This window comes from Solibacillus sp. iso_87 (assembly GCF_056173085.1).
The window spans coordinates 2101739-2122968 of the sequence record NZ_CM149656.1; the positions used below are offsets into that span (position 1 = coordinate 2101739).

The following is a 21230-nucleotide window of genomic DNA, read 5'->3' on the forward strand; positions in this document are numbered from 1 at the left end:
AAAATTAAAATATAGTAAAAAAAGGCGGTGTTCAGTTGAAAAAAATTCATTATAGCTGGATTATTCTTGCTATATCATTCTGCTCCATTATTGCCGCCGGAATTGCGATGGCATCATCCGGCGTTTTCTTGACTCCTTTTGAACAAGAATTCGGCTGGGATCGTCAAGTGATTTCCCTAGCCTTTGGAATCAGCTTGTTTTTCTACGGATTTGCTGGACCATTCATGGCAGCATTACTTCAAAAATTCGGATTAAAGAAAATGATGCTTGCTTCAATGGGGACGTTACTGATTGGCCTTTTATTAATTTTCCTCATGAATCAATCATGGCAACTGATCATTATTTGGGGAGTAATTATCGGACTTGGCTCCAGTCTGTTTTTAACAGTTTTAAGTCCATATGTAGCAAATCACTGGTTTAAAGAAAAAAGAGGACTTGCAACAGGGATTCTGACAGCGAGTACTGCAATGGGTCAGTTAATACTCCTCCCTGTATTAGCCACAATCATCGAAAATTACTCGTGGCGATGGGCAATTGGTTTAATTATAACGATTAGTTCTGTAATGTTTTTCCTCATCTTTTTCTTTATGAGAAACACACCAAAAGAAATCTGTATCCTTCCATACGGCCAGACAGAGGATGCGGAGGTTGCGGATGTTCAATCAAAAGGCAATCCCATTGTCCTGGCATTTAAAGGGTTGGTCGATGCTATACGCGCTAAAGAATTTTGGTTATTGGCAGGAAGTTTCTTTTTTTGCGGCTTTTCAACGAACGGTCTTGTCGGGACTCATTTTATTTCATACTGTATCAGCTTCGGCATACCTATCGTGACTGCGGCTTCCTTGCTATCATTTATGGGCGTTTTCAATATGGTAGGAACAACACTTTCCGGTTGGCTGTCCGATCGTATTGATAATCGCTGGCTGCTGTTTTGGTATTATTTGTTTAGGGGCGCTGCTCTTGTCTTGCTGCCTTTTGCGTTAATGGAAGGCAATCTGACTTGGATCCTTGTTTTCACTGTATTTTACGGATTGGATTGGGTGGCAACTGTGCCGCCGACCATCAATCTTTCGAGACAAATATTCGGAGTACATAAAAGCGCGATTATTTACGGGTGGATTTTTGCATCTCACCAAGTAGGTGCTGCAACTGCCGCATATGGTGGAGGTATGTTATATTCCTATTTCAATACCTATACTTGGGCATTTTTTATGGCTGGTGTCTGCTGTGTCATGGCAAGTTTATTTGTAATATTAATAAAGAAGCAGCCGCGCTCTATACATTAAAGCATGGTGCTTTGATTTTAATTCAAAGCACCTTTTCAATATAAAAAAAGACTAAAATTCATAGGTCGCATGAATTTTAGCCCGGCAGTATATTTATTTTTAGTTTAGTAATTCTTTAACAAAATCATACTCTACATATGTTTTGTTTTCTTCCAGTAATGCTGGTGCAACGTCAAAATGTTTAAGTGCACGATTATGGCCATATGTTTTCTCGCCCCGTGTAATTGTGTACGACAATGCATTTTTTGAGATGACCGCTCCATTTCCTGTCGAAGCGACTTTAAAGCCAAGTTCTTCTGCGACAATGCGTAACGGCACCATGATTTTGCCATCGACTTCTTTGTAATCTTCACCAATTAGTTCTTGTATTTCTGGTGCAATTTCAGGATTTTCTACTTTTTCTTCAAGTTTTGGGAATACGATGATTTTTTCTGGTGCTGACTGTGCTGGAATACTCTTTGTCGTTGGTCCGTAAAACACAATTGCACTGTAGTTTTTCAATTCCTTCGCAGACACTTTTTCGCCTTTTGTATTAATAATGACCGATTCCTCATTTAAATTCAGCTTTAACTTTCCGTCATCACTTAAGAAGTTTTCGTCAAATTGCGCGACCTTTACTGAGTTGGCAGTACCATCTTTTTCCACAATAACAACTGGTGGTGCATATTGCGGCGGATAAATTAAGATCATTGGCTGATCCGCATAAATTGAAAGTGAAATGGTATCACCAATTTTCAGTTCCACTTCATTGCCATGTTCATCAAAAACAAGTGTTTTGTCATCTACATAGAAATTGAACACATTGTCATTAAGTTCTGCTGTAAATAATTTGGCGTTTTCCCTCTGTTCGACTGCAGTGATATTCCCTCTGTGCTGGATAAAAGTCCCTGCTTTTTCCACTTCTTCAGTCCCTTCTGTTGTTGGCTGATCAGCGTAAGCAGTAACGGTTCCAAGTAACAGTACAGATAATGCTAAAGGTGCAATTTTTTTCATATAGTTCCATCCTTTCGGTAATTTCACTACATTAGTCGGTTTAAGGGAAAAAAGGTTACATATTCGATTTATTTTTTTGATTTTGCAATGTTGTGAGAGCAATATAATCGTATAACGTTAATTTGCCAAGATCGAAGTTCTCCAACCATAATGGCTGAAATGCGCCTATTTGAACACCTTGTTTAAGCTGTTCACGTACAGCTTCTTTATCGTTGAAAATTGCTTCCACTTTTTGCTGTAATGCCTTGCTCGTAATGGTTTGCGGGTCCGGTGATGGTGCTGTTGGTGTCGGTTTTACTGGTGTTACTGGTGTTGGTGGTTTCGTATTAGGAAAATAGCTTTTCAATGTCTCGGAAATTGCTTCAATTATTTGGTCTTTATTTGTCCGGTATAGTTTTACATCTTGCTCTGAATTGACAAAACAAACTTCTATGAGAATGGCCTTTTTCGTTGTGCCATTTAAAAATGCCAAGTTTGTACGTTGTTTTGCCCCGCGATTTTTAAAATTTCCTGCTTTCGCAATTTCGGTACTCATCTTTTGCGCAAATGCTGACATAGAAGGATTCACATACAGCACTTCTGTTCCGATTCCTTCTTTTTGCTGTGTTGGTGCAGAATTAAAATGAATGCTGACATCAAGTTCCCGTTGAGTTGCGTTATGCTGCTTCACTATATACGCCAAATTTTGCTGCTGGTTTTTAGATTGCTTATCAATAATTACGTTGACCTTAACACCTTTTTGCTGCAATTTTTTCCCGAGCCCCTGCACAAGCGAGATAGTCTCTTCACCTTCATCCATGTAACCTGAGGCGCCTGTCCTCTTTCCGTAATGACCTGCACTAATTGTTAGCATCGTTTTTCACCTCCTTTTACTATCTATATGTCCTTTAGTGTACCGAAAAAGGGACATTGCGGTTTTTTTATTATATTAAAATAGCAGTTAGGTTTTAAAACAATGAAATACAATCGTCCAAATAGCGATATAGTAATTCAAATAATAATTCGTTACAATAAAGTAATTATATATAATGTGAGGGTTTGGTATGAAAAACAAACGAATGATTGGCTTTTTATTAGTTGTGAGTGGCAGTTTTTTCTGGGGTATCGGCGGAACGATGGCACAACAACTGTTTTCTCTTGGCATTGAAGTGAACTGGCTTGTGTCAACACGCCTTGTCATTGCCGGTATCCTTCTTTTAATTGCCCAGGCAATATTTAAAGATCGAGGGCAAATTTTCAAGATTTGGCGGGAGAAACGGGATGCATTCCGCTTACTCGTTTTCGCGATTATTGGAATGCTCGGGGTTCAGTATACATATATGGCTTCCATTAAAGAAGGCAATGCAGCGGTCGCAACATTATTGCAATACTTGGCACCCGTTATGATTATTATTTGGTTGACGGGGCGTGGTTTGTCCAAATTCACGAGAAAAGATGCGGTCACAATTGTGCTAGCTCTTAGCGGAAGCTTCTTTTTATTAACAAACGGTTCACTTTCCGCGTTTGCCGTACCGCTCCCTGCAATTATTTGGGGGGTATTGTCCGGTGTGACGCTTGCGTTTTATACGCTCTATGTCATTCCCCTATTAAAACGCTTCGACTCACTTGTTGTTGTCGGCTGGGCGATGTTCCTAGCCGGATTGACAATGAGTTTTGTAAAGCCGCCATGGGATGTGGATGTTTCCGTATGGGCAGGTACAACTGTCTTTTATCTGGTCGTTGTTATTATTTTCGGCACAATGCTGGCATTCTGGTTTTACATCGAAAGCCTTCAAACTCTTACTGCCAAAGAAACGAGTCTGCTTGGCAATATTGAACCGATGACTGCCGTGCTGGCAACAGTGTTATGGCTGAAAGAACCGTTCGGCGGATTTCAGTGGCTCGGAACTTCGCTGATTTTGGTAATGATGGTTTATATTGCGTTGAAGGCGGATCGGGTAAAGGTTGAGGATGACGCGTTAGACGGTTGATATAGGAAGTGCTCGCATGGGGTGTGCGGGCGCTTTTTTGCGAAATCTGCCGCAGAATTCGGAAGCGTATTTGAAAACTGTTATGCGGGGTGTTAGAACATTGAAAGTTTTTATTAGAGGTTCGGCAATATATTAGGACTTTTCACGATTTATTAGAAGATCAGAACTGGATATTAGAAAACCGCACCCCAAAAATATAAACCAACTAGCCTCAGCTAGTTGGCTCCATACTAAATGTTTTCAATTTCCTTAAATACGTCAAAAGCGCCTTCACTTTTATTCGAACAGACGACACTAATCAAACCACTTTCCGGATAATATGCTGAGTGAAAACTTACCCCGGGGTCATAGCCCATCACATGGAATTTTGAGATACTATCTTCCTTTTTATCAATCCATATACCATAGCCGTAAAAGCGGTCATAATCATCATCCGTATGAATATATGGCGTTAACAATTTCTGCGTCATCACTTCGCCTAAAAGTTCAAACTTCATCAGTGCTTGCCAGAAGCGATGCATATCTGCCACAGTGATAAAAGCTCCGCCGTCCGCCCCGCCTTTTACGGGAACAGAGTAAATATTCGATTTCCATGAGCCGTCTTCCTCATCAATATAGCCGAGTGCCGTATTTCGAGGCAGAGCATCCAGTTCATAGTATCCTGAGTGCTCCATACTTGCACGCTTAAATATATTTTCCGTTACAAAATCGTCAAAGTCCTTGCCGCTCACCTGTTCAACGACAAGACCGAGCAGTATATAGCCCGCATTATTATAATGGAAGCGCTCGCCCACTTTCAACTTCATCGGTTCATGCTGGAATAACGGTAAAAAATCATGGCCATTCCGCATCAAATACATCGGATGACTCACCCATAAATCCGCAAAATCCTCCATGACTTCTTCGTCAAAGTAATCCGGGATCCCCGCTGTATGTGTCAACAGGTGGTGAATAGTGATTTCCTCATCGAATCTGGGAAACGGAAAGTCCAAAATATCGGATAACTTGGATTCAAATGAAAGTTGTCCGTTCTCTACAAGCTGGCAAATTGCTACCGCTGTAAAGATTTTGCACCCTGAAGCAATCCCGAATCGCGTTTGCTCATTATTCAAAATGTAATGTGTACGATTCGCAAAACCGTTACTGTGTCGCTGTAATGAATCATTATTTCGTTTTACTAAAACATTGCCTGAAAAATCAACTTCATTCATAACTGCTATTACTTTTTTGTTTAACATATTCATTTTCATCTTACTTCCCTTCAAATTTTGAATGATTTCAGATAAAAACTGGTTAACTAATATTTCCCGAATGATATTTTCGGAATAACAAAACTTGGCAATTTCATTTTAACATAGGCACCAACAAATAATAAAGACCGCCTTTAACATTCCCCCTTCTTTAACAATCCGTATCTTCCCCGGCACGCCACATATCAATTGTTTTATGGATAAAATCTTGCAGTCCCGTCTCTTCCATGTTGATCGTTTTCTTAACCCGGATGCATCCTTTGCCATAGTTATAGTCCGTTAAGAGTGTCTCAGCATTTTCAATTTTATCGATTGTTCCGACATAGAGGCTGACGTAATTTTTTTGCGCGTTTAATGCGAAAATATAATGTTTATCTTTTCCGAAATTCAGCATCTTATAGCGAATCGACTCTTCCAATTCAGGCGAATAGGATAAAATCATTTGCCGGATTGCAAGAAGCTTCTCTTTTCGCCAGTCGTCTTCAATCATTTCCAAATATTGTTCCGCATCTTTTGCATCATATTGCATAATGTAGTACCCCCTGTATTTTCCATTTCACTATTAGTTTACATAAAATTCTTATTGTATGCACAAAAAAGCAGGCATATAAAATACGCCTGCTTGAAAATTTAATGATCCGGCATTAGATTTCGGTTAATACTCACATTTAAAATAGAACCGATTTGGGCAACATTTACTGTTATACCTAACCAAACACTCGAAAAACATTCGTTCTCTGAAAAGCATTCTCTATCGGTTACCGTCTTCTCGAAATCAACAGAAATATAACCCTTTTTTTCACCAGTCGCTTAGCTGGGAACACATTCGTCCCAAGATCTCACGTTACAGTTGCTATTTGCTCAGCATCTTTTGTTCGGATTATATGATTTCCGATATCGAAATTCTCATTCAGCTCGAATACCGTTTCCCGTTGTTCTTTTATCGTCTGAATATCATAGTAAATGCTGGATTTGTTCGGTTTCGCTTCAATTCCGTACTGCACCACGTTATGGAGTTACCAGGTTTGAATGTACCATCCGGATAGCCCCCCAAAATATTGCGCTCCGCCAAATCATAGACTGCTTCGGCAAAATACTTTGAATGTGGCACATCTGAAAATTGCTTTGTGCTTGCAGCAGATGCTTCTGTTAAAGGTAAGCTACATGCGAATATGAGTGCACCAAATGCTGCCAAAATTCTTTTTTTCATTTCTTAGCTTTCTTTCTTTTTCAGTTGGATTTCTTTAAATTACAGATTTAGGAAAAAACAATCCTTTATATGCATTAAATCAAGACAATCTAGCAAAAAGGAATTAAACCGTTGATTTAAAAATAAAAAAACGCAAATCCATTTAACAGGAAATGCGCCCTATTTCAATTATTATTCATTGAAATCTAAATTACTTGGTTGTTTTGGCAAATGTTCAACGTCCAGCATATTCGTTGTCGGCACTTTTTTCGTTACTTCTTCAAAACGGAAGCCATCAGTCCATACCTTTCCTTGCCCTATAAGTAAAACGCCAAAGTAAATAGAAGAGCTGTTTTCCGGAACATCCAATACGATTGAATAGTGATTCCAATTTGACGTTCCGTGTATCGATCGATTGTCCATATTGTCAAATTGAATTGTATCTCCCATGGCATTGTCAATTCGAAGCCAAGCTCCACATTTAAAAACATCCTCGGTTTTCAGGAAACATGAAAGCTTTAATCGTTTCCCCCTATAGTCATCCGCTTGAAAACCTTGCATCATCGTAGCAAAGTACTGCTCATTAATATCACCTTTTGAATAAAGTAGTCCTGATTTTATCCCTGTATGAAAAACATCTGAATCGACCGTTATTTCATATAGCTCAGGGTTAGATCCACTTAAACTCCATCCTTTAATCTCTTTACTTTCATTCATTTCTTTTTCCTCCTCCATCATTTGTACAGATCGCATTAGCTTTCGATATTTTCCCGGTGGCAAGGAGTACATTTCCTTAAAGGCTCTTGTAAATGCTTCCTGTGACTGAAAATGAAATATGAAGGCAATCGTTAATATTGATTCATTTGAATACAGTAGAAGCATTGCAGCTGTAGCTAATCGCCGCTCACGAATATATTCACCGATTGACTTACCAGTTTCATGCTTAAAAATGCGCAATAAATGATATTTTGAATATCCAATGACTGATGGGAAAGTATCCAGTTGAATTTCTTCAGTTAGATTACTTTCAATAAATGCAATGACTCTTTGCGTTACTTCACTGTTATACAACTTGCTCACCTCACAATCATCATAACGAATGTAGAGAAAAATTTTTTGATAAATCTTGCTCAAATTTTCTATCCATATTTTAACATAAACTTTCGCATGCGAGAGAAGAGAAAATTCAGTCTATTTAACGATTTCTATTTGAAGAATACATGGTAACTTAAATTTATCACAGATTGAGAGAAGGAAAATGTATGAATATTAAACATGTTACGATGTACGCTTCAAACTTTAATGCAACAAAACAATTTTATTTAGCTAAGCTGCAATTCCCTCTACTTTCAGAAGAACCGGATCGCTTTACAATGAATGTTGGGGAAACGGCTGTCACTTTCATAGAGGCTCCTTTGAATGAAAAACCATTCTATCATTTTGCTTTTGATATCCCTTCAAATCAATTTGAAGAAGCGAAAGAATGGACTAAAGGAAAAGTAACATTATCGCAAGAACAAGGTGAAGATGAAGTTTACTTTGAATTTATTAACGCGAAATCTATTTACTTTGGGGACCCTGCAGGAAATATTGTAGAATTTATTTGCCGCCTTTCAGATGCTAAACAAAGTGCGGTACCGTTTACCGCTTCATCTCTCCAAAAAGTGTCGGAGATGAGTATTGTCGTAAAGGATAAATTAAAATCAGTATCGGTGTTTAATGAAGTTTCTATTTTTGAACGGGACCATAAAGAAATTACGGCAGAAGGTTTAACATTTATGGGGGCACGTGAAGATGCATCCTATCTTTTATTTGTAAATGAGGGCCGCACATGGTTCTTTTCAAATAAGAAAGCTGAAGTTTTCCCAATTGAGATTTTATTAACGGATGGAGTATTGTTGAAAACTGATGAAAATCTGGAATTGGTGAGTTCGAAAAGAGTTTGAAGTTGCTTACTATAATAAAACGAGCTTGGCACTACAAGCTCGTTTGTGCAATATGTATTATACTCTGCATAACTAAATCGATATTATTGTCATCTTTAATGACAAATAAATGGTCGGCCTCTTTTTCGGTTGGATCCACTATGTCTTCTTTTTGAGTTTCCTCATGCTGCCTAACAAGCAGTTCCTCAAAATTTGTAATTGGACCCCTAAATATATTTGTACTTCTTTGACTATGTTTTACTCTGGAATGGAGTACATCATGCGATATATCAAAGTGAACCAATATCCGGACAAAATTTTCAGCTGGGAATAAATCCTCAAGTAAATATTTTCGACCTTTGAGGCTTCGATTCGAGTTGCAAATAATAAAATGAAAATCTGTATGTTCTTTGGCATAATCGACCATTAACTTAGAGAGCGCATGTTCAAGTATATTTGGTCCTTCATCCCGTTGTAACTTCTTATAATAAGTATCAAGAAATTGAGCGCGGTTGTCCTGGTCGATAACAAAAGAATTGCTTAATTGTTCTTCTAAAGCATGGCAAATGTAGTTTTTCCGGAATGGGTTTTGCCCACTGTCATAATTACTAATCTTTTCATAGCTAAAACCTCTTTTACTAAACATTAAGAGAAAAATATACTTTTGCATTTTCCACCAAATCTATTACCCATTTACCCTTTTATTCGTTTCACTTTTAAACATGTATCGGATACCTTTACCTGCAAGCGGTTCGTCTGTATACCTTGGTAAAATATGAAAATGAGAGTGAAAAATATGCTGTCCACCAATTTCTCCACAATTCCACCCCAGATTATATCCTTGAGGTTGGTACCTCTTATCCAAGTAATCTTTCACATCTTGAAGAAGTGTAAATGTTGCATTCCATTCTTCTATTGTTAAGTCAAATGCAGCTTCTCTATGCAATTTAGGCACTATTACGCCAGAACCTTCAAGTTGGATACCTTTCTGTTGTGCTTGTTCTAATTGTAAAAACCAACAATATTCATTGCTTAAAATAATTTTTTGAGTTGGCTCTAATTCTGGATGACAAAATATACAATCTTTCATTTTGTTATACACATCCTCACACTAATTTACTATTTGTTCTGAAGTAGTTTAGCGTTTATTATGGATTTAAAACGGAAGTAAACTCTTTTATAAAAGGAAAGTTCCCATCATCAACTTCTGCTTTCAATCTTGCTAATGCTATGATTGCTTCTTGTTTTAACTCTTCAGGATATAGATATTTTATACTGTTCACTTCAAACTCATCTTCGTCCACAACTTCCCAATCGTGATTTTTCCTTTTTATAAAATCTAAATCCAAATCTACAAAACTAAGTTCGTTCTGATTCAAAACTGACGGCATCGCGACATTACAATATGCTGAAACAACGGCCCCTTCTTCGACTTCCAACGCTGCGGTAAACCATTTATTGAAAGGAAAATATTCAATCGACGTATTATTAATCGTGTAAACGTCATTTTTAGAGTGATGCACTAACTTCCTCCCTGATTTACATATGACAAGTATGTATTCAGGTGTCGTTTCTAGTATTTCGCCTTCCCATTCATAATGAGGAATATCTGGAAACTTCAACGCTTTAATTTTCAGGATATTATTCAAATAACTCTCCTCCGAATACACTATAAATTTATATAAAGCATTATTTACTTCCATTATCCATATTAACATAAATCACCAAACTAAATTTATGACATTTTTGGCACTAAAAAAGCATTACCCGTCTCAAGGTAATGCTCCTCATTTGAAATCAAATGTTATCATTTTTCTTTTGATGTATCAGTTGAATCAACTGATCGATTTTTTCATTTTTTTCTTGATCCAATTTCTGTTTCATTTCCATAAATTTTATCGCTTTCACAATAAAATATATTACAAAAATAATGATAACTAAATTAATTAGAATTGGTAACAACCCGAATAAAGCAAACACGCCCATACCACCGCCATCATATAACATTTCCATCACTCCATCTCGATAGATCCTTTTATTATATCATTAAATAAAGTAGAGGTTATTATGACTTATTGTGGCTGTGCTAATTTTTCTCCTGTTCAATAAACAGTACATTGTTTTGTCTAGCTATTCTATAAATCTCGCTTTTATCTTCATATAGGAAATGCTCGTTTAATGGTATTCGAATTGAATTACCGTCATCTGATTTAAAATTGTATTCTTCATATCTAACCATGCCATCATCGTAGTATTCAAGCGCTACTTCTTTAATTTCAGTCCATCGAAACGATTTCCCATCGAATAAATTATGCGATACAACTTTTTCTTTTCCTATATATGTATAGCTTAATATAGATAAATATAAAACAAAGATACCGCCTGCAATAAAAACAACTAACAGGCTATAAGTAAATTTGTTTTGTCTTTTTAGCGGGATGATGAATCCGACAAATAGTAACAAACTTGCAACTAGAACTAGATTGAAATTTAAACGATGCGGAAAAAGAACGATTGCTGATGGATCATATAAAAAAGTTTGGACATAGAAAACAGGAAAGATTAGCCTGACAAAAGGCAAACTGATAAGCGTTAATCCCGCAAGAACTAATAAAAGTAGACGAGGTGAGTAATTAATTGAAATGGTAAATCCCCCTTTTTAGAAATTGTATATTCTATATAAAAGGTAATATTACCAAATCATTTCTTCTAGACTCTTTTATATGCCTAAAAGAATATTTCTACCTCCACTCAATTCTATAAAAATGAATCACTAAAAGAATGTGCCTTTAGTTAAAAAATGCAAAATAAATTACAATAGCGAATACGATTATAAGAAAAAGGATTCCTGTACCTTTCCATCCTAAATCCCCGATTAAATCTTGAAGGCCGCCACCATGCATCGCTGCCGGATTTCTCTTTAACTCTTGTTGGCTTAATCTTTCTCTTCTTGCTTCTGGAGTTTCTTGATCTTTATTCAATATAGATTCCTCCTACCAAAAACACTTGTTTACACTTTAACATAAATATCCAGTGTGAAATCAATAATCTTTCCCGCAAGTAATACAGCGATTATCTGTATCGTTTTCTCCATACATCCGAAGTTCCTTTTCTATGTTACAGACACGACATTTTTCTAATCGTATTTGAGGCAATGTACCAGCTTCTGCTAATGGGACCCATTGTTCTTCATATAATTTTTTAGTCATTCCATAGTCAATTAAAACAAGATGCCCTTCTTCATTTAGTCCGTAATTTCCACTATCTTTAAAGTCAAATCCGTCTAGTTCTTGATCGATGACTTCGATTGCTGTTTTTAAATCCTCCATCATTCTTGGGTCGTTCTCTAAATCGATATCGTAAGAGCAGTGATTGTGTAAAGGCAGTTGCTCATAAAAAGGCTGAACGACATATTTCTCACTCAAAAAAAGAATTGGCGCAATATGTTTGTCCAGCCCCTGCATTTCCAATGATTTGTACATTTCATATTCATTTTTACTTTGGACATACCCAATAGGATGTAAAAATGTTTTTATAACAATGTCTTCGAAACGATAAACTTTTCTCGTTGAACCGATTCCGATCATTTCAGCTTGTTTAAGCAAATCTCTTTCTACTACTTTTGAAATATTCATTTTTCCACCCCCTTATTATCTATGTTTTTTGTTCTCGCTATTGTAACTAGTGTTAAAGATTGGACGAATTTAAGGTTTAAAGCTTTTCCCACCCAAACTGGGATAAAAATTAAGCGCTAAATCTTTAAAAAGAATAGCGCTTGAAAACTATAGTTAGAATTTTGTTCCTTAATAGTAATATCTAAATAGTACTATCCTAATCTGCCACAGGAATAGTAGGTGATTGGCAACCATAAGAGTATGCTAGACAACTAAAACCAGACTTTTCAAGGATCGGTTTACTCATTGGACTGGCATCAACCGTTAGGAAAGAATACGCCTTCTCATAAGCTTTTTGTGCACGAACGGCCAATAGTTTTGAATAATAACCTTTTCCTCGGTATTGCGGAAGCGTTGACCCTCCCCATAAGCTGGCAAAGGACGAATTATTCTCTAAGTACATCCAAGCAGCACTTACAAGCAGACCATCTTCATAAACCCCATAAATATATAGTGAGTCAGGACTATCTTGCTTATCTCTCCAAAGTCTTTCCCCGAGCTCTGTATGGGATCCATTCCAGATAGCCTCTTCCAGCGCAATAACATCCTTGATGCCTTGTTCATCCGTTATTTCCTTTACTACATGCAGATCGAATTTTGTAAGGAAAGGATGACTTTCAGATAATTTCACGACCATGAGTGCTTCTGAATCATCAATCGTAAATCCTTCTTGTTTGAGTATTTCAGTCAAATTATCAGGTTTGTCATAGCTGTACACTTTCCATTCAAAATTTTGCTTAAGGTTACCGAAATAACTTAACTCATTTCGAATTACTTCCCTTGCAGACCTTTCATCTACATTAGAAGCTAATATAAATCCATTTTCGTTAAACTTTGAAATGTGTCGAACAACATAGTCGGTTTCTTCTCTTATAAACCCTGGTGTTACAGCTTCTTGTCGGAGTTCTTTGTGAAAAAGTGCAATCCATTCATTTTTGTCCATAGCAGTGCTCCTTTCAACACCTCAAACATTTATTACAAATAATTGAAGCGCTTATAGATATAGTAAACTAATTATACATGTTTTTATTTAATCCTCATCAATTTCTTCGGCAACTTTATCGATTCTTTCTAACATTGGGGGATGAGTATAGCGGAACCATTTGACAAGTGCTGGCGGGTTTACTTCACTAAGACCTGCTTTCGTCAACTGTTGAAACGATGAGACCGCTGCTTCAGGGTTTTCCACCAGTTCAATAGCAAATTCATCTGCTCGGATTTCCTGATAACGGGAAATCGCATTGGACAATGGGCTTGAAAAGAATAATAAAAATGATGAGATAAACAAAAATAACGGCAATGAATTCAAATTACCCATTTCTTTAATTTTCAGAATCGGTCCATAACGGCGAATCATCCAAGGCATGATTTTTGCAATCAGCCATAGTCCAATGAGCGTCATAATTAAATAGACCGCGATGTTAATATAAATATCCTTCAGCAAATAATGTCCCATCTCGTGTGCCATGATAAAGAGGATTTCATCATGTGTTAACCGGTTTAATATCGTATCCCACAGCACTATACGGGAATTGTCACCGATTCCTGTCACATAGGCATTCAAAGCATTCGTTTTCTCCGACATATTTACTTCAAACACATGGTCAGATGGAATATCCGCCTGCTCAGCGAGAGATAGAATTTTCGTCTCCAACTCCTTGTCTGTTAAAGGAGAAAAATCATTATAGATCGGATCGATGACGACAGGTTGAATAAACATTAGGAAGATTGAAAACGGTACAGTTAAAGCCCATGCATATAACCACCATTTTTTCGGGCTTTTTCTAATAAGCCAATAGAGAACTGCTATCAAGATTACCGACATCCCAAACTCCAGCCAAAAATCAATTATATTTTCCCGCATCCATGAAGAAAAAATTTGTGTACTGATTCCATAGCTTTTGCTAAGCATATAGCGGTAATATTCAAGTGGGAATTGAAGGATGAACAATAGCAAGGACAGGAAGAACAAATACATTGTAGTTCTGAATATGGACCATTTAAATTGTTCTGAACTCCATTTCTCGAATAGACGTGAAATTCCCGTAATTAAAATAACGAAGTAAAGCAGCCATTCCAACGGCGTTGTGATAAAGAACAGGAAATTTCTTACTTTTGATAATTCTTCACTTAATAACAACTCCTGTGTTGTAAGAAAAGTGCTTGGATCAGCTGCTGTTCCTTGAAGAGCGGCTGGAATCCCACTTTTTTGTCCATGGAAAAAATACAAATACATTGCGACAACATACAGTCCAAATGCTAAAACAGCCATTAAACCCCATTTTTTTGTCATTCCTTTTACACCTCAATTCATTCGTTACCATATCCTATTATTGAAATGCGGAAATCATTTCTATTAAGTTGGTCAATCTCAATTTTTGATGGTTCAATACATTTTGGAATCTTCATAAATTGACTCAATCTTAAATTGAATTAACAAGGAGCGCTTAATCATGTTGTTTGCTGTTCATTATTTGGAAAATAATACTCCTGTCCTAAGTCAGTGTTTAGAACGTATTCCTGAAGTAGATGAGGATTTAAAAATAAAAGGTCGTAAAGGAAAGGTTGTAAATGTCGTTCAAATTGAGGAGAGTAAATACAACGTCCATGTCGTCCTAGAAAAAGTAAATAAAAAACAAGCTTTATTAAAAGACGATAAAAAGAAAAGACGTTGATCAATGGGGAAATTGTAGGTTTCTCTAAAAATAAAAGTAAAAATATAACAGTTTTCTATATACCGCTCCCTCTGAGAATGCTATAATAACAGTTAAGAATATTGTTGTAAGTATTTCTTATCCCGGTCTTGTAGCTCAGTTGGGAGAGCACCACCTCGACAAGGTGGGGGTCGCAAGTTCGAGACTTGTCGAGACCATTATTTCAATAGCCCGCAAACGTTTGTATATCAACGTTTATGGGCTTTTCCTTTTTGAGAGATTTTTAACTTTTCGTCTGATTTTTTGGATTTGTCCGCAATTTGTCCGCAGGATTTTTTCCAATTATTTAGTGTTACTATGGAGAGCATTGTGAAAAATGTCTTCAATGTCATTATCTGCATTCGGCAATAGATGTGCATAGAATTCCAATGTGATTTTAGGGTTGGCGTGACCTAACCGCTTTGAAATTTTAACGATGTCTACACCTTCTGAAATGAGTATTGATGCATGTATGTGACGAATATCATGAAAACGAATGTTAGGTACTTTTGTACTTTTAATAAGCCGCTTTAAGACCCGAACAACATTTCGTGGATCTTGTAAGGTCCCCGCATTCGTAAAAATGACTAAGTCGTTATCTTCATATAAGTGACCAACTAATCCCTTCCACTCTTCTTGACGCTGTTTATGAGTCCGTAGTTCATGAAGCACAAATTCTGGAATCGGAATTTGACGTTTCGAGTTTTTCGTTTTCAATGTCGTAAACATATAACCACTTTTAGGGACATGCGCTAATGACCTACAAACATGAATCGTCTTTTTATCAAAATCAATGTCACTCCATTGTAACCCTAATTTTACACTTAAACTCTTTAATATATGGTTGTGGAGGTAAAAATTATTAAAGTAGTACATTCAGTTATAGGTTTCTTAATTCTAGCTTTTGGTATGTTATTTTTTAATATTACGGTAGATGGCGAAATGGTTCAAACGGTAGGATATAAACTTATCGGACTAGTATTTATCACTATTGGATCCTACTATTTAACTAAAGTAATAAAAAGAAAAAATAGTTGAATAAGCAATGAAAACAACCAGCAATATGTATTTAGATTGCTGGTTGTTCTTTTTTGATAAATACTTTAAAATATCATTTTTCCACAATGGGATGTATGTTTTTCTTGATGCTAACCATTATTCACTCAGATACGCTTCCTCATAAGCGTGTGCATAGAAGAGCAACCGAGTGGCGGTCGGGCTTTCTTTACCGAAAAAGGAACTTTCGGCTGGTCATAATAGAGGAGGGACTCAATTGTTTTTAACCTTCATATTAGGATTTCTTACAGCTCTTTTTATATTTCCATTAAGAACAATGGGTCTCTCATTTGATGTCTTATGAGTTTATTTGTTTGGGGAAGACAGCGTTTGGACGGTGCTTTTTTCACTATTATTAATTGCTACAATTGTTTTTGGTGTAAAGAAATCTATCTCTAAAACACCTGCATAAAAAGCTGTAAAAATGCTACATTCAAAGAAACCTTCGATATGTTGATGTAATAACACTTTGAAGGTTTTGTTTTGTTTCGTTTCTAAAGTATCATTAACATTTCTTGAAAGATAGTTATTCAACAATCTGGCCCTATAACGGAAAAACGCGATCTTTTTATTGAAGAATCTTACCCGATTGTTGAAGATTGTTTGTGTCTCCCAAACTTTTATTTGGAAACGTTATTGAGATTAAGATTTATATTTATTCATAATATGAGTTGTTATTCTTCAGGTTCACTAAAAGGATATACATACATATCAATATCAATAAATGCATTGATATCGGAAGCAAATTTACTAAATTCAGGGTAGATTACCAAACCAGGTGTAAAACCATCTATCATTGTTATTACTAATGCAACTTTTACATTCAAATTCATCTCTTTTTTTATACGGTTAATTGAATCTGTTTTATCCTGGAAAACATATAAAATGGGAAGTAAAACATCATCTACATCAAGTGTTTCTAATGTTTCAGATTCATATTGCCACGATGTAAATGAACGTGTACGTACATCATTTATTCTTTCACCCATTCGCAATATTCTTGTTGGCTGTACACCCAACATCTCTGTTACTACTTCTACAGGAAAATCGTCAACATCATCCTTACCAGTAAAACTAATGTATGCATATAAACTTGTTTTCTCCATACAGCCCTCCAAAGGTTTTTTATACAAGTGATTATAACGTTAAAATTTACTTGATAAAAAAGCTTTTACTCCACAATCTGGCCCTATATCGGAAAAACGCGATCTTCTTTTTGAAGAATCGCGCCCGATTGTGGAATAAAAGTAGTCTTAAATAATTTAATCTTTTTGATTTTCTATATGCTCAATTTGTTCTATAACCCAGGATTTATCACCTTCTTTTGAATACGAAGAAAAATACTCTTTACCTTCCTCAATTAAGTTCCATACCATTTCTTCTTGAACTACAATCTTAAATGCCTCTTCTTTAGTTTGATTATTCGGATCGTATGCTTTAACCCAATACTCTTTATAGTCACTTGAACGCCCCTTTTCAATAACAATCAACATCGAAGTAGTTGATATGAAAGGTCCTCCACAAGATGCGAGAACTAATAAAACGACTGTAATCATTAAAATTGAAGCTTTTTTCATTGTATTCCCCCAATATTTAAATTTCTTATCTAAATTCCAATATCTCTACCAGTCAATTTAAGAATACTTTTTAACAATATCTTCTAAATTGTAACCTAGATAACTAGGTTGTGTTCAATTATATGGCCCTATAACGGAAAAAACGCGATCTTCTTAGTGAAGAATCGCGCCTGATTATCAAAGAATAGTCATCAACTAAAATAATTTATAACAGCCATTCAAATATTTTAGCAATTAAAAATAAGGGTAAAGCGACTAAAGTAAAACCAGCAATGAAGTAAGAAATGTAGTATAAAGTTGACTGACTTTAATATATAAAAGACTGCGCCTGCAAAGTCATCAACAAATTTTAACATTCAATCACTCCACCTTTAGGTATTTAAAATTATTATAAAGCAAACTGTATAATTTATCTATAAATAGAAAAACACACATTATTTGATGTTTGGTACATTTTACCAAAGAAGGTTATTCAACAATTTGGCCCTAAAATGCAAAAAGGACCAATCCTTTTATTCCTGGAAAACGCCCGATTGTTGAATAACGAATGTCATTAGTTTATGTGCTCAAAAAAAGCCATACATGTTGATATAACAACATGTACGGTTCTTGATGTGTTACCGAACTTTTATTCGGAAGCTTTTTTAGATAGATTTGTGTATATTTACTCGGCAATTTTTATTTGGCTATTTAATTTATATGAGCGAATAAAATTTACTGTGTACTTTACTAAAAATATTCCTAATACTCCGCCTGAAATATTAAATAACAAATAGATAATATCTAAATAACCAAAGCTATTTATAGTAATACCAGTCCATCCAAGGAAAAATTGGGCTATATCTATCACTAAACAGCTTAAAATAATAATTGAAATGGCTTTCTGATTACTTTTTAAATTGAATATAAGGAATAAATAAATCCCTAATGGTATAAACTAAATGACGTTATAAACCATAGCAGAGGAACTCCACATAGAAAGCTTAAAGTTCATCGTATCGAATATTCCAAACCATTCATTCGTTGAAATAAAAGTTCTACTACTGTCTGCTGGATTTTGAGGAAGTGTAAATCCACCAAATTTAATCTGAAATAGGCTGATTAAGTAAAATATAAAGCTGTACAGAATAACTCGTTTCTGATTGCTCTTTTTCACTTTTCTAAAATAATCAAGAAATATATCACTAAAAATATAAATCAGTAAAAATAAGAATGATAAGGGAACAATATTATAAAGAACGTATGTTGAATACACATTTAACATCTCCCATCGTTTTGACTTTAGTATGGTTATTATTAATTTTACTTATTTTAACACTTTGACACAAGTTCAGTTCTATATATTAATTGAAGCACAAAATAGACCTTTCCAAAGCGTCGTTTGGTAGCATTTCATAAAAGAATGTTATTCAACAATATGGCCCTATATCGGACGCGATCTTCTTATTGAAGAATCGCGCCCTTTAATTGATTAACTAAAAGCTTCTATTAGTTGGTTTTGTTGAGGAGTGTTTTTAAGATTAATTAGATAATAGTTGTTCAATAACTTCTTGATCTTCAGGATATGTAAGCATTAATTTTGAAATTTCATTGCTATTCTTCCAAGCAATTTCTTCAATTTCTTCATCGGGATCTTGATATTGAATTTCACCACCAGTAATTTCACATAAAAAATATTGTGTTGTTACTTTATATTCTTTGATAATCGTTTTTTTTGTATGTAATTCTTTAACTATCTTAGCTTCATAACCAGTTTCTTCTGCAATTTCGCGTATACAAGCTTCCTCTACGGTTTCATCAACTTCTACTCCCCCCGAAGGAATGCTCCAACTATTAGAATTTTTTGTACGTATCATTAATACACGATTGTCTTTAATTATAATAGCGGATGCACCATTCCAAAGCTTATATTGCATAATTTAATCCCCCTATATTTTGTTATTTATTGTTTATTATAACATTGATCTTTTCAAGAAATATCCCTGAAACGTTGTCTGGTAAACCAGAAGATTATTCAACTATATGGCCCTATAACGGAAAAACGCGATTTTCTTATTAAAGAATCGCGCCCGATTGTTGAGTATTAAAAGTACAGTAGAAATGGAAAAGCGTTTTAATTGTAGTATAATATTTTCAGTAAATGCTTTTCTGAGGGGGCAGGTATGACTAACAGAAACAAAATTTTATTAGGTATCATTTTTATTATTATTTTAGTATTAGTATTTTTCCCTGAAAAAGAACAAACTTTTCTATATGCAGCAGGTGTAGATCTTGAATCAGAATACGATTGGTATCCAATAAATTATTTATCCCTATACTTAAAAGAAAAAAACAATATGGTTGAAATTGATTTTAAAAATAGCGAAAGAGATAAAATTACTGAATTAACGAAGAGCGCTATAGTAAGTAAAAAACCTGTAAAACCTCGTGCCAAGAGTACTGTTATCGCTAAACAAGAAGGTTTTACCGGTTCTGGAAGTCCGATGATGTTTACTATCTAAGTTGATAACAGAAATAATTATTATGTTTATTTTGACCATTTCATGTATGAAGAAGGTTGGTACAAATTTATAAATGACGAATTACCCGCGTATTATTTAGAAATAAAAAATATCCCTCAAAATTAGAGGGACTAATTTTTTTACCAATAGGAATACCCTTCCCGGTAACTGTGATATGATTGATTGGCGTCATTTTGGGACTTTACATAAAAAGGATATTATTCAACAATCTATATTTATAATTAAGTATAACACCTTTCTTATTCAAGAAAAGCGCCCTATAACGGAAAAACGCAATCTTCTTATTTAAGAATCGCGCCCAATTGTTAAATATATCGAATATCTCTAATCCTCTAATGTTGATTCGAACATTTTTGATGTATCACAACATTGTCAACAAGTAATTTGAAACCAATCTGTTTCTTGCAGGAAGTCTTTTCTTGTAAGTCCTTGTCCAGAAATCATTTGACGATAGGAAGTACTTGTACCATCGTGTAATACAATATATATCTTTTCTTTTTGTAGTTGCTTACAATTCACAATGAATTCTTCAGCAAGTTTTGTAAATTGATTTTCAGGTAATGTATTTATTCCCTCAGCCCATGTATTTGGAGGGGCTTTACTATCAATTTCAAATGTTGGATATAAATCTAAAATTGCTACTAAATCAATTATTTTATCACAAGGTAATGTGCTACAATTTGAACGGATTGGAAATATTCTAGGAGACACAAATGGGCTTACAATCTTACGACAGTCTATATTTTCACTCCAAATGTATGCAGTTTCTAATGTTCTTCTAATAGGGCTTATAAAAATAATATCAGTATTGTTTAATGGAAGTTGATTTCTTAGAAGCTTTGCTTGTTCCATCCCTTTAGCTGTTAAAGCAGGGTCTTCTATATGTAGGGTGCTAGGTATATCTAATGTATGTTCTCCTTCACCGTGACGAATTAAACACTAACTCCATTCAAACACTCCTTTTAAATCAATAAATTAAGGTTAAAAAAATAATAACGTAATAAAGAAGAAGAAGCCTAAAGAAAAAGGCAACTCTGACAGTCTTGTGATATGCTCCCCATTAGGTAGACAGATTAAAAAATAAAATCTGTTTAT

The 21230-nt window shown here is 35.2% G+C and carries 25 protein-coding genes, 1 tRNA gene and 1 pseudogene; 6 read left to right on the forward strand and 21 right to left on the reverse strand.

Features of this window, described 5'->3' with window-relative positions:
- Positions 1-35: 35 nt before the first annotated feature.
- Positions 36-1286, forward strand: coding sequence for an MFS transporter (locus AC0VXV_RS10510; protein WP_475528106.1), 1251 nt, complete (start codon positions 36-38; stop codon positions 1284-1286).
- 99 nt (positions 1287-1385) lie between these two features.
- Here the strand turns inward: AC0VXV_RS10510 and AC0VXV_RS10515 are convergent, their stop codons facing one another.
- The gene (locus tag AC0VXV_RS10515; protein ID WP_475528107.1) at positions 1386-2279 is read right to left on the reverse strand and encodes a stalk domain-containing protein; all 894 of its coding nucleotides are present in this window, start codon (positions 2277-2279) and stop codon (positions 1386-1388) included.
- Between the two features lie 55 nt (positions 2280-2334).
- Complete coding sequence (locus AC0VXV_RS10520) at positions 2335-3132, reverse strand: N-acetylmuramoyl-L-alanine amidase (RefSeq protein WP_475528108.1); 798 nt, start codon at positions 3130-3132, stop codon at positions 2335-2337.
- Between the two features lie 190 nt (positions 3133-3322).
- Between AC0VXV_RS10520 and AC0VXV_RS10525 the strand changes: the two genes are divergently transcribed.
- The gene (locus tag AC0VXV_RS10525) at positions 3323-4249 is read left to right on the forward strand and encodes an EamA family transporter (RefSeq protein ID WP_475528109.1); all 927 of its coding nucleotides are present in this window, start codon (positions 3323-3325) and stop codon (positions 4247-4249) included.
- A gap of 230 nt (positions 4250-4479) precedes the next feature.
- Here the strand turns inward: AC0VXV_RS10525 and AC0VXV_RS10530 are convergent, their stop codons facing one another.
- The 4 genes from AC0VXV_RS10530 to AC0VXV_RS10545 form a co-directional block, all read right to left on the reverse strand.
- Positions 4480-5499 (reverse strand): serine hydrolase domain-containing protein, encoded by a 1020-nt coding sequence (locus AC0VXV_RS10530; RefSeq protein ID WP_475528110.1) that lies wholly within the window; start codon positions 5497-5499, stop codon positions 4480-4482.
- Between the two features lie 151 nt (positions 5500-5650).
- Complete coding sequence (locus AC0VXV_RS10535) at positions 5651-6028, reverse strand: iron chaperone (RefSeq protein ID WP_475528111.1); 378 nt, start codon at positions 6026-6028, stop codon at positions 5651-5653.
- Positions 6029-6439: 411 nt separating this feature from the next.
- Positions 6440-6709: an S-layer homology domain-containing protein gene (locus AC0VXV_RS10540; RefSeq protein WP_475528112.1), complete on the reverse strand. Its 270-nt coding sequence runs from the start codon at positions 6707-6709 to the stop codon at positions 6440-6442.
- A gap of 171 nt (positions 6710-6880) precedes the next feature.
- Positions 6881-7759: a helix-turn-helix domain-containing protein gene (locus tag AC0VXV_RS10545; RefSeq protein ID WP_475528113.1), complete on the reverse strand. Its 879-nt coding sequence runs from the start codon at positions 7757-7759 to the stop codon at positions 6881-6883.
- A gap of 191 nt (positions 7760-7950) precedes the next feature.
- On the opposite strand from AC0VXV_RS10545, the gene AC0VXV_RS10550 reads away from it, so the two are divergent.
- Positions 7951-8634, forward strand: coding sequence for a hypothetical protein (locus AC0VXV_RS10550; protein WP_475528114.1), 684 nt, complete (start codon positions 7951-7953; stop codon positions 8632-8634).
- Positions 8635-8665: 31 nt separating this feature from the next.
- Here AC0VXV_RS10550 and AC0VXV_RS10555 read toward each other — a convergent pair.
- The 9 genes and pseudogenes from AC0VXV_RS10555 to AC0VXV_RS10595 form a co-directional block, all read right to left on the reverse strand.
- Positions 8666-9234: pseudogene (locus AC0VXV_RS10555) on the reverse strand (AAA family ATPase).
- Between the two features lie 64 nt (positions 9235-9298).
- Positions 9299-9703 carry an HIT family protein gene (locus AC0VXV_RS10560; protein WP_475528116.1) on the reverse strand — a complete coding sequence of 135 codons (405 nt, stop codon included), beginning with the start codon at positions 9701-9703 and terminating at the stop codon, positions 9299-9301.
- Between the two features lie 58 nt (positions 9704-9761).
- The gene (locus AC0VXV_RS10565; RefSeq protein ID WP_475528117.1) at positions 9762-10262 is read right to left on the reverse strand and encodes a DUF402 domain-containing protein; all 501 of its coding nucleotides are present in this window, start codon (positions 10260-10262) and stop codon (positions 9762-9764) included.
- A gap of 148 nt (positions 10263-10410) precedes the next feature.
- Positions 10411-10620: a hypothetical protein gene (locus tag AC0VXV_RS10570; protein WP_251687572.1), complete on the reverse strand. Its 210-nt coding sequence runs from the start codon at positions 10618-10620 to the stop codon at positions 10411-10413.
- A gap of 79 nt (positions 10621-10699) precedes the next feature.
- Positions 10700-11194, reverse strand: coding sequence for a hypothetical protein (locus AC0VXV_RS10575; protein WP_475528118.1), 495 nt, complete (start codon positions 11192-11194; stop codon positions 10700-10702).
- Positions 11195-11402: 208 nt separating this feature from the next.
- Positions 11403-11594, reverse strand: a complete 192-nt coding sequence (locus AC0VXV_RS10580) for a DUF6366 family protein (RefSeq protein WP_475528120.1) — start codon at positions 11592-11594, stop codon at positions 11403-11405.
- A gap of 60 nt (positions 11595-11654) precedes the next feature.
- Positions 11655-12248: a protein kinase gene (locus AC0VXV_RS10585; protein WP_475528121.1), complete on the reverse strand. Its 594-nt coding sequence runs from the start codon at positions 12246-12248 to the stop codon at positions 11655-11657.
- Positions 12249-12444: 196 nt separating this feature from the next.
- Positions 12445-13230, reverse strand: coding sequence for a GNAT family N-acetyltransferase (locus AC0VXV_RS10590; protein ID WP_475528122.1), 786 nt, complete (start codon positions 13228-13230; stop codon positions 12445-12447).
- Positions 13231-13317: 87 nt separating this feature from the next.
- Positions 13318-14580, reverse strand: a complete 1263-nt coding sequence (locus tag AC0VXV_RS10595; protein ID WP_475528124.1) for a M48 family metallopeptidase — start codon at positions 14578-14580, stop codon at positions 13318-13320.
- 160 nt (positions 14581-14740) lie between these two features.
- Here AC0VXV_RS10595 and AC0VXV_RS10600 point away from each other — a divergent pair, with 160 nt between their 5' ends.
- Together AC0VXV_RS10600 and AC0VXV_RS10605 are read left to right on the forward strand one after the other, a co-directional pair.
- Positions 14741-14962, forward strand: a complete 222-nt coding sequence (locus AC0VXV_RS10600; protein ID WP_475528125.1) for a hypothetical protein — start codon at positions 14741-14743, stop codon at positions 14960-14962.
- 124 nt (positions 14963-15086) lie between these two features.
- A tRNA-Val gene (locus AC0VXV_RS10605) sits at positions 15087-15159 on the forward strand.
- 124 nt (positions 15160-15283) lie between these two features.
- Here the strand turns inward: AC0VXV_RS10605 and AC0VXV_RS10610 are convergent.
- The 5 genes from AC0VXV_RS10610 to AC0VXV_RS10630 form a co-directional block, all read right to left on the reverse strand.
- A complete protein-coding gene (locus AC0VXV_RS10610; RefSeq protein ID WP_475528127.1) occupies positions 15284-15856 on the reverse strand; it encodes a site-specific integrase in 573 nt (190 codons plus the stop codon).
- A 486-nt stretch (positions 15857-16342) separates the two neighbouring features.
- Entirely contained in the window at positions 16343-16570 is a 228-nt protein-coding gene (locus AC0VXV_RS10615; protein ID WP_475528128.1) for a hypothetical protein, read from the reverse strand.
- Between the two features lie 140 nt (positions 16571-16710).
- On the reverse strand, positions 16711-17142 hold the full coding sequence (locus AC0VXV_RS10620; RefSeq protein ID WP_475528129.1) for a DUF4279 domain-containing protein: 432 nt from the start codon (positions 17140-17142) through the stop codon (positions 16711-16713).
- 156 nt (positions 17143-17298) lie between these two features.
- Positions 17299-17613, reverse strand: coding sequence for a hypothetical protein (locus AC0VXV_RS10625; protein WP_475528130.1), 315 nt, complete (start codon positions 17611-17613; stop codon positions 17299-17301).
- Positions 17614-19133: 1520 nt separating this feature from the next.
- Entirely contained in the window at positions 19134-19529 is a 396-nt protein-coding gene (locus AC0VXV_RS10630; RefSeq protein WP_475528131.1) for an NUDIX hydrolase, read from the reverse strand.
- Positions 19530-19775: 246 nt separating this feature from the next.
- On the opposite strand from AC0VXV_RS10630, the gene AC0VXV_RS10635 reads away from it, so the two are divergent.
- The gene (locus tag AC0VXV_RS10635) at positions 19776-20114 is read left to right on the forward strand and encodes a hypothetical protein (RefSeq protein ID WP_475528133.1); all 339 of its coding nucleotides are present in this window, start codon (positions 19776-19778) and stop codon (positions 20112-20114) included.
- A gap of 393 nt (positions 20115-20507) precedes the next feature.
- Here AC0VXV_RS10635 and AC0VXV_RS10640 read toward each other — a convergent pair whose 3' ends face one another.
- Positions 20508-21068 carry a histidine phosphatase family protein gene (locus tag AC0VXV_RS10640; protein ID WP_475531444.1) on the reverse strand — a complete coding sequence of 187 codons (561 nt, stop codon included), beginning with the start codon at positions 21066-21068 and terminating at the stop codon, positions 20508-20510.
- Positions 21069-21230 lie beyond the last annotated feature (162 nt).

Coding starts and splice junctions, on each gene's coding strand:
- AC0VXV_RS10515 (WP_475528107.1), bottom strand. CDS start 2,279: ATGAAAAAAATTGCACCTTTAGCATTATCTGTACTGTTACTTGGAACC.
- AC0VXV_RS10520 (WP_475528108.1), bottom strand. CDS start 3,132: ATGCTAACAATTAGTGCAGGTCATTACGGAAAGAGGACAGGCGCCTCA.
- AC0VXV_RS10525 (WP_475528109.1), top strand. CDS start 3,323: ATGAAAAACAAACGAATGATTGGCTTTTTATTAGTTGTGAGTGGCAGT.
- AC0VXV_RS10530 (WP_475528110.1), bottom strand. CDS start 5,499: ATGAAAATGAATATGTTAAACAAAAAAGTAATAGCAGTTATGAATGAA.
- AC0VXV_RS10535 (WP_475528111.1), bottom strand. CDS start 6,028: ATGCAATATGATGCAAAAGATGCGGAACAATATTTGGAAATGATTGAA.
- AC0VXV_RS10540 (WP_475528112.1), bottom strand. CDS start 6,709: ATGAAAAAAAGAATTTTGGCAGCATTTGGTGCACTCATATTCGCATGT.
- AC0VXV_RS10550 (WP_475528114.1), top strand. CDS start 7,951: ATGAATATTAAACATGTTACGATGTACGCTTCAAACTTTAATGCAACA.
- AC0VXV_RS10560 (WP_475528116.1), bottom strand. CDS start 9,703: ATGAAAGATTGTATATTTTGTCATCCAGAATTAGAGCCAACTCAAAAA.
- AC0VXV_RS10570 (WP_251687572.1), bottom strand. CDS start 10,620: ATGTTATATGATGGCGGTGGTATGGGCGTGTTTGCTTTATTCGGGTTG.
- AC0VXV_RS10585 (WP_475528121.1), bottom strand. CDS start 12,248: ATGAATATTTCAAAAGTAGTAGAAAGAGATTTGCTTAAACAAGCTGAA.
- AC0VXV_RS10590 (WP_475528122.1), bottom strand. CDS start 13,230: ATGGACAAAAATGAATGGATTGCACTTTTTCACAAAGAACTCCGACAA.
- AC0VXV_RS10595 (WP_475528124.1), bottom strand. CDS start 14,580: ATGACAAAAAAATGGGGTTTAATGGCTGTTTTAGCATTTGGACTGTAT.
- AC0VXV_RS10600 (WP_475528125.1), top strand. CDS start 14,741: ATGTTGTTTGCTGTTCATTATTTGGAAAATAATACTCCTGTCCTAAGT.
- AC0VXV_RS10610 (WP_475528127.1), bottom strand. CDS start 15,856: ATGTACTACTTTAATAATTTTTACCTCCACAACCATATATTAAAGAGT.
- AC0VXV_RS10620 (WP_475528129.1), bottom strand. CDS start 17,142: ATGGAGAAAACAAGTTTATATGCATACATTAGTTTTACTGGTAAGGAT.
- AC0VXV_RS10625 (WP_475528130.1), bottom strand. CDS start 17,613: ATGAAAAAAGCTTCAATTTTAATGATTACAGTCGTTTTATTAGTTCTC.
- AC0VXV_RS10630 (WP_475528131.1), bottom strand. CDS start 19,529: ATGCAATATAAGCTTTGGAATGGTGCATCCGCTATTATAATTAAAGAC.
- AC0VXV_RS10635 (WP_475528133.1), top strand. CDS start 19,776: ATGACTAACAGAAACAAAATTTTATTAGGTATCATTTTTATTATTATT.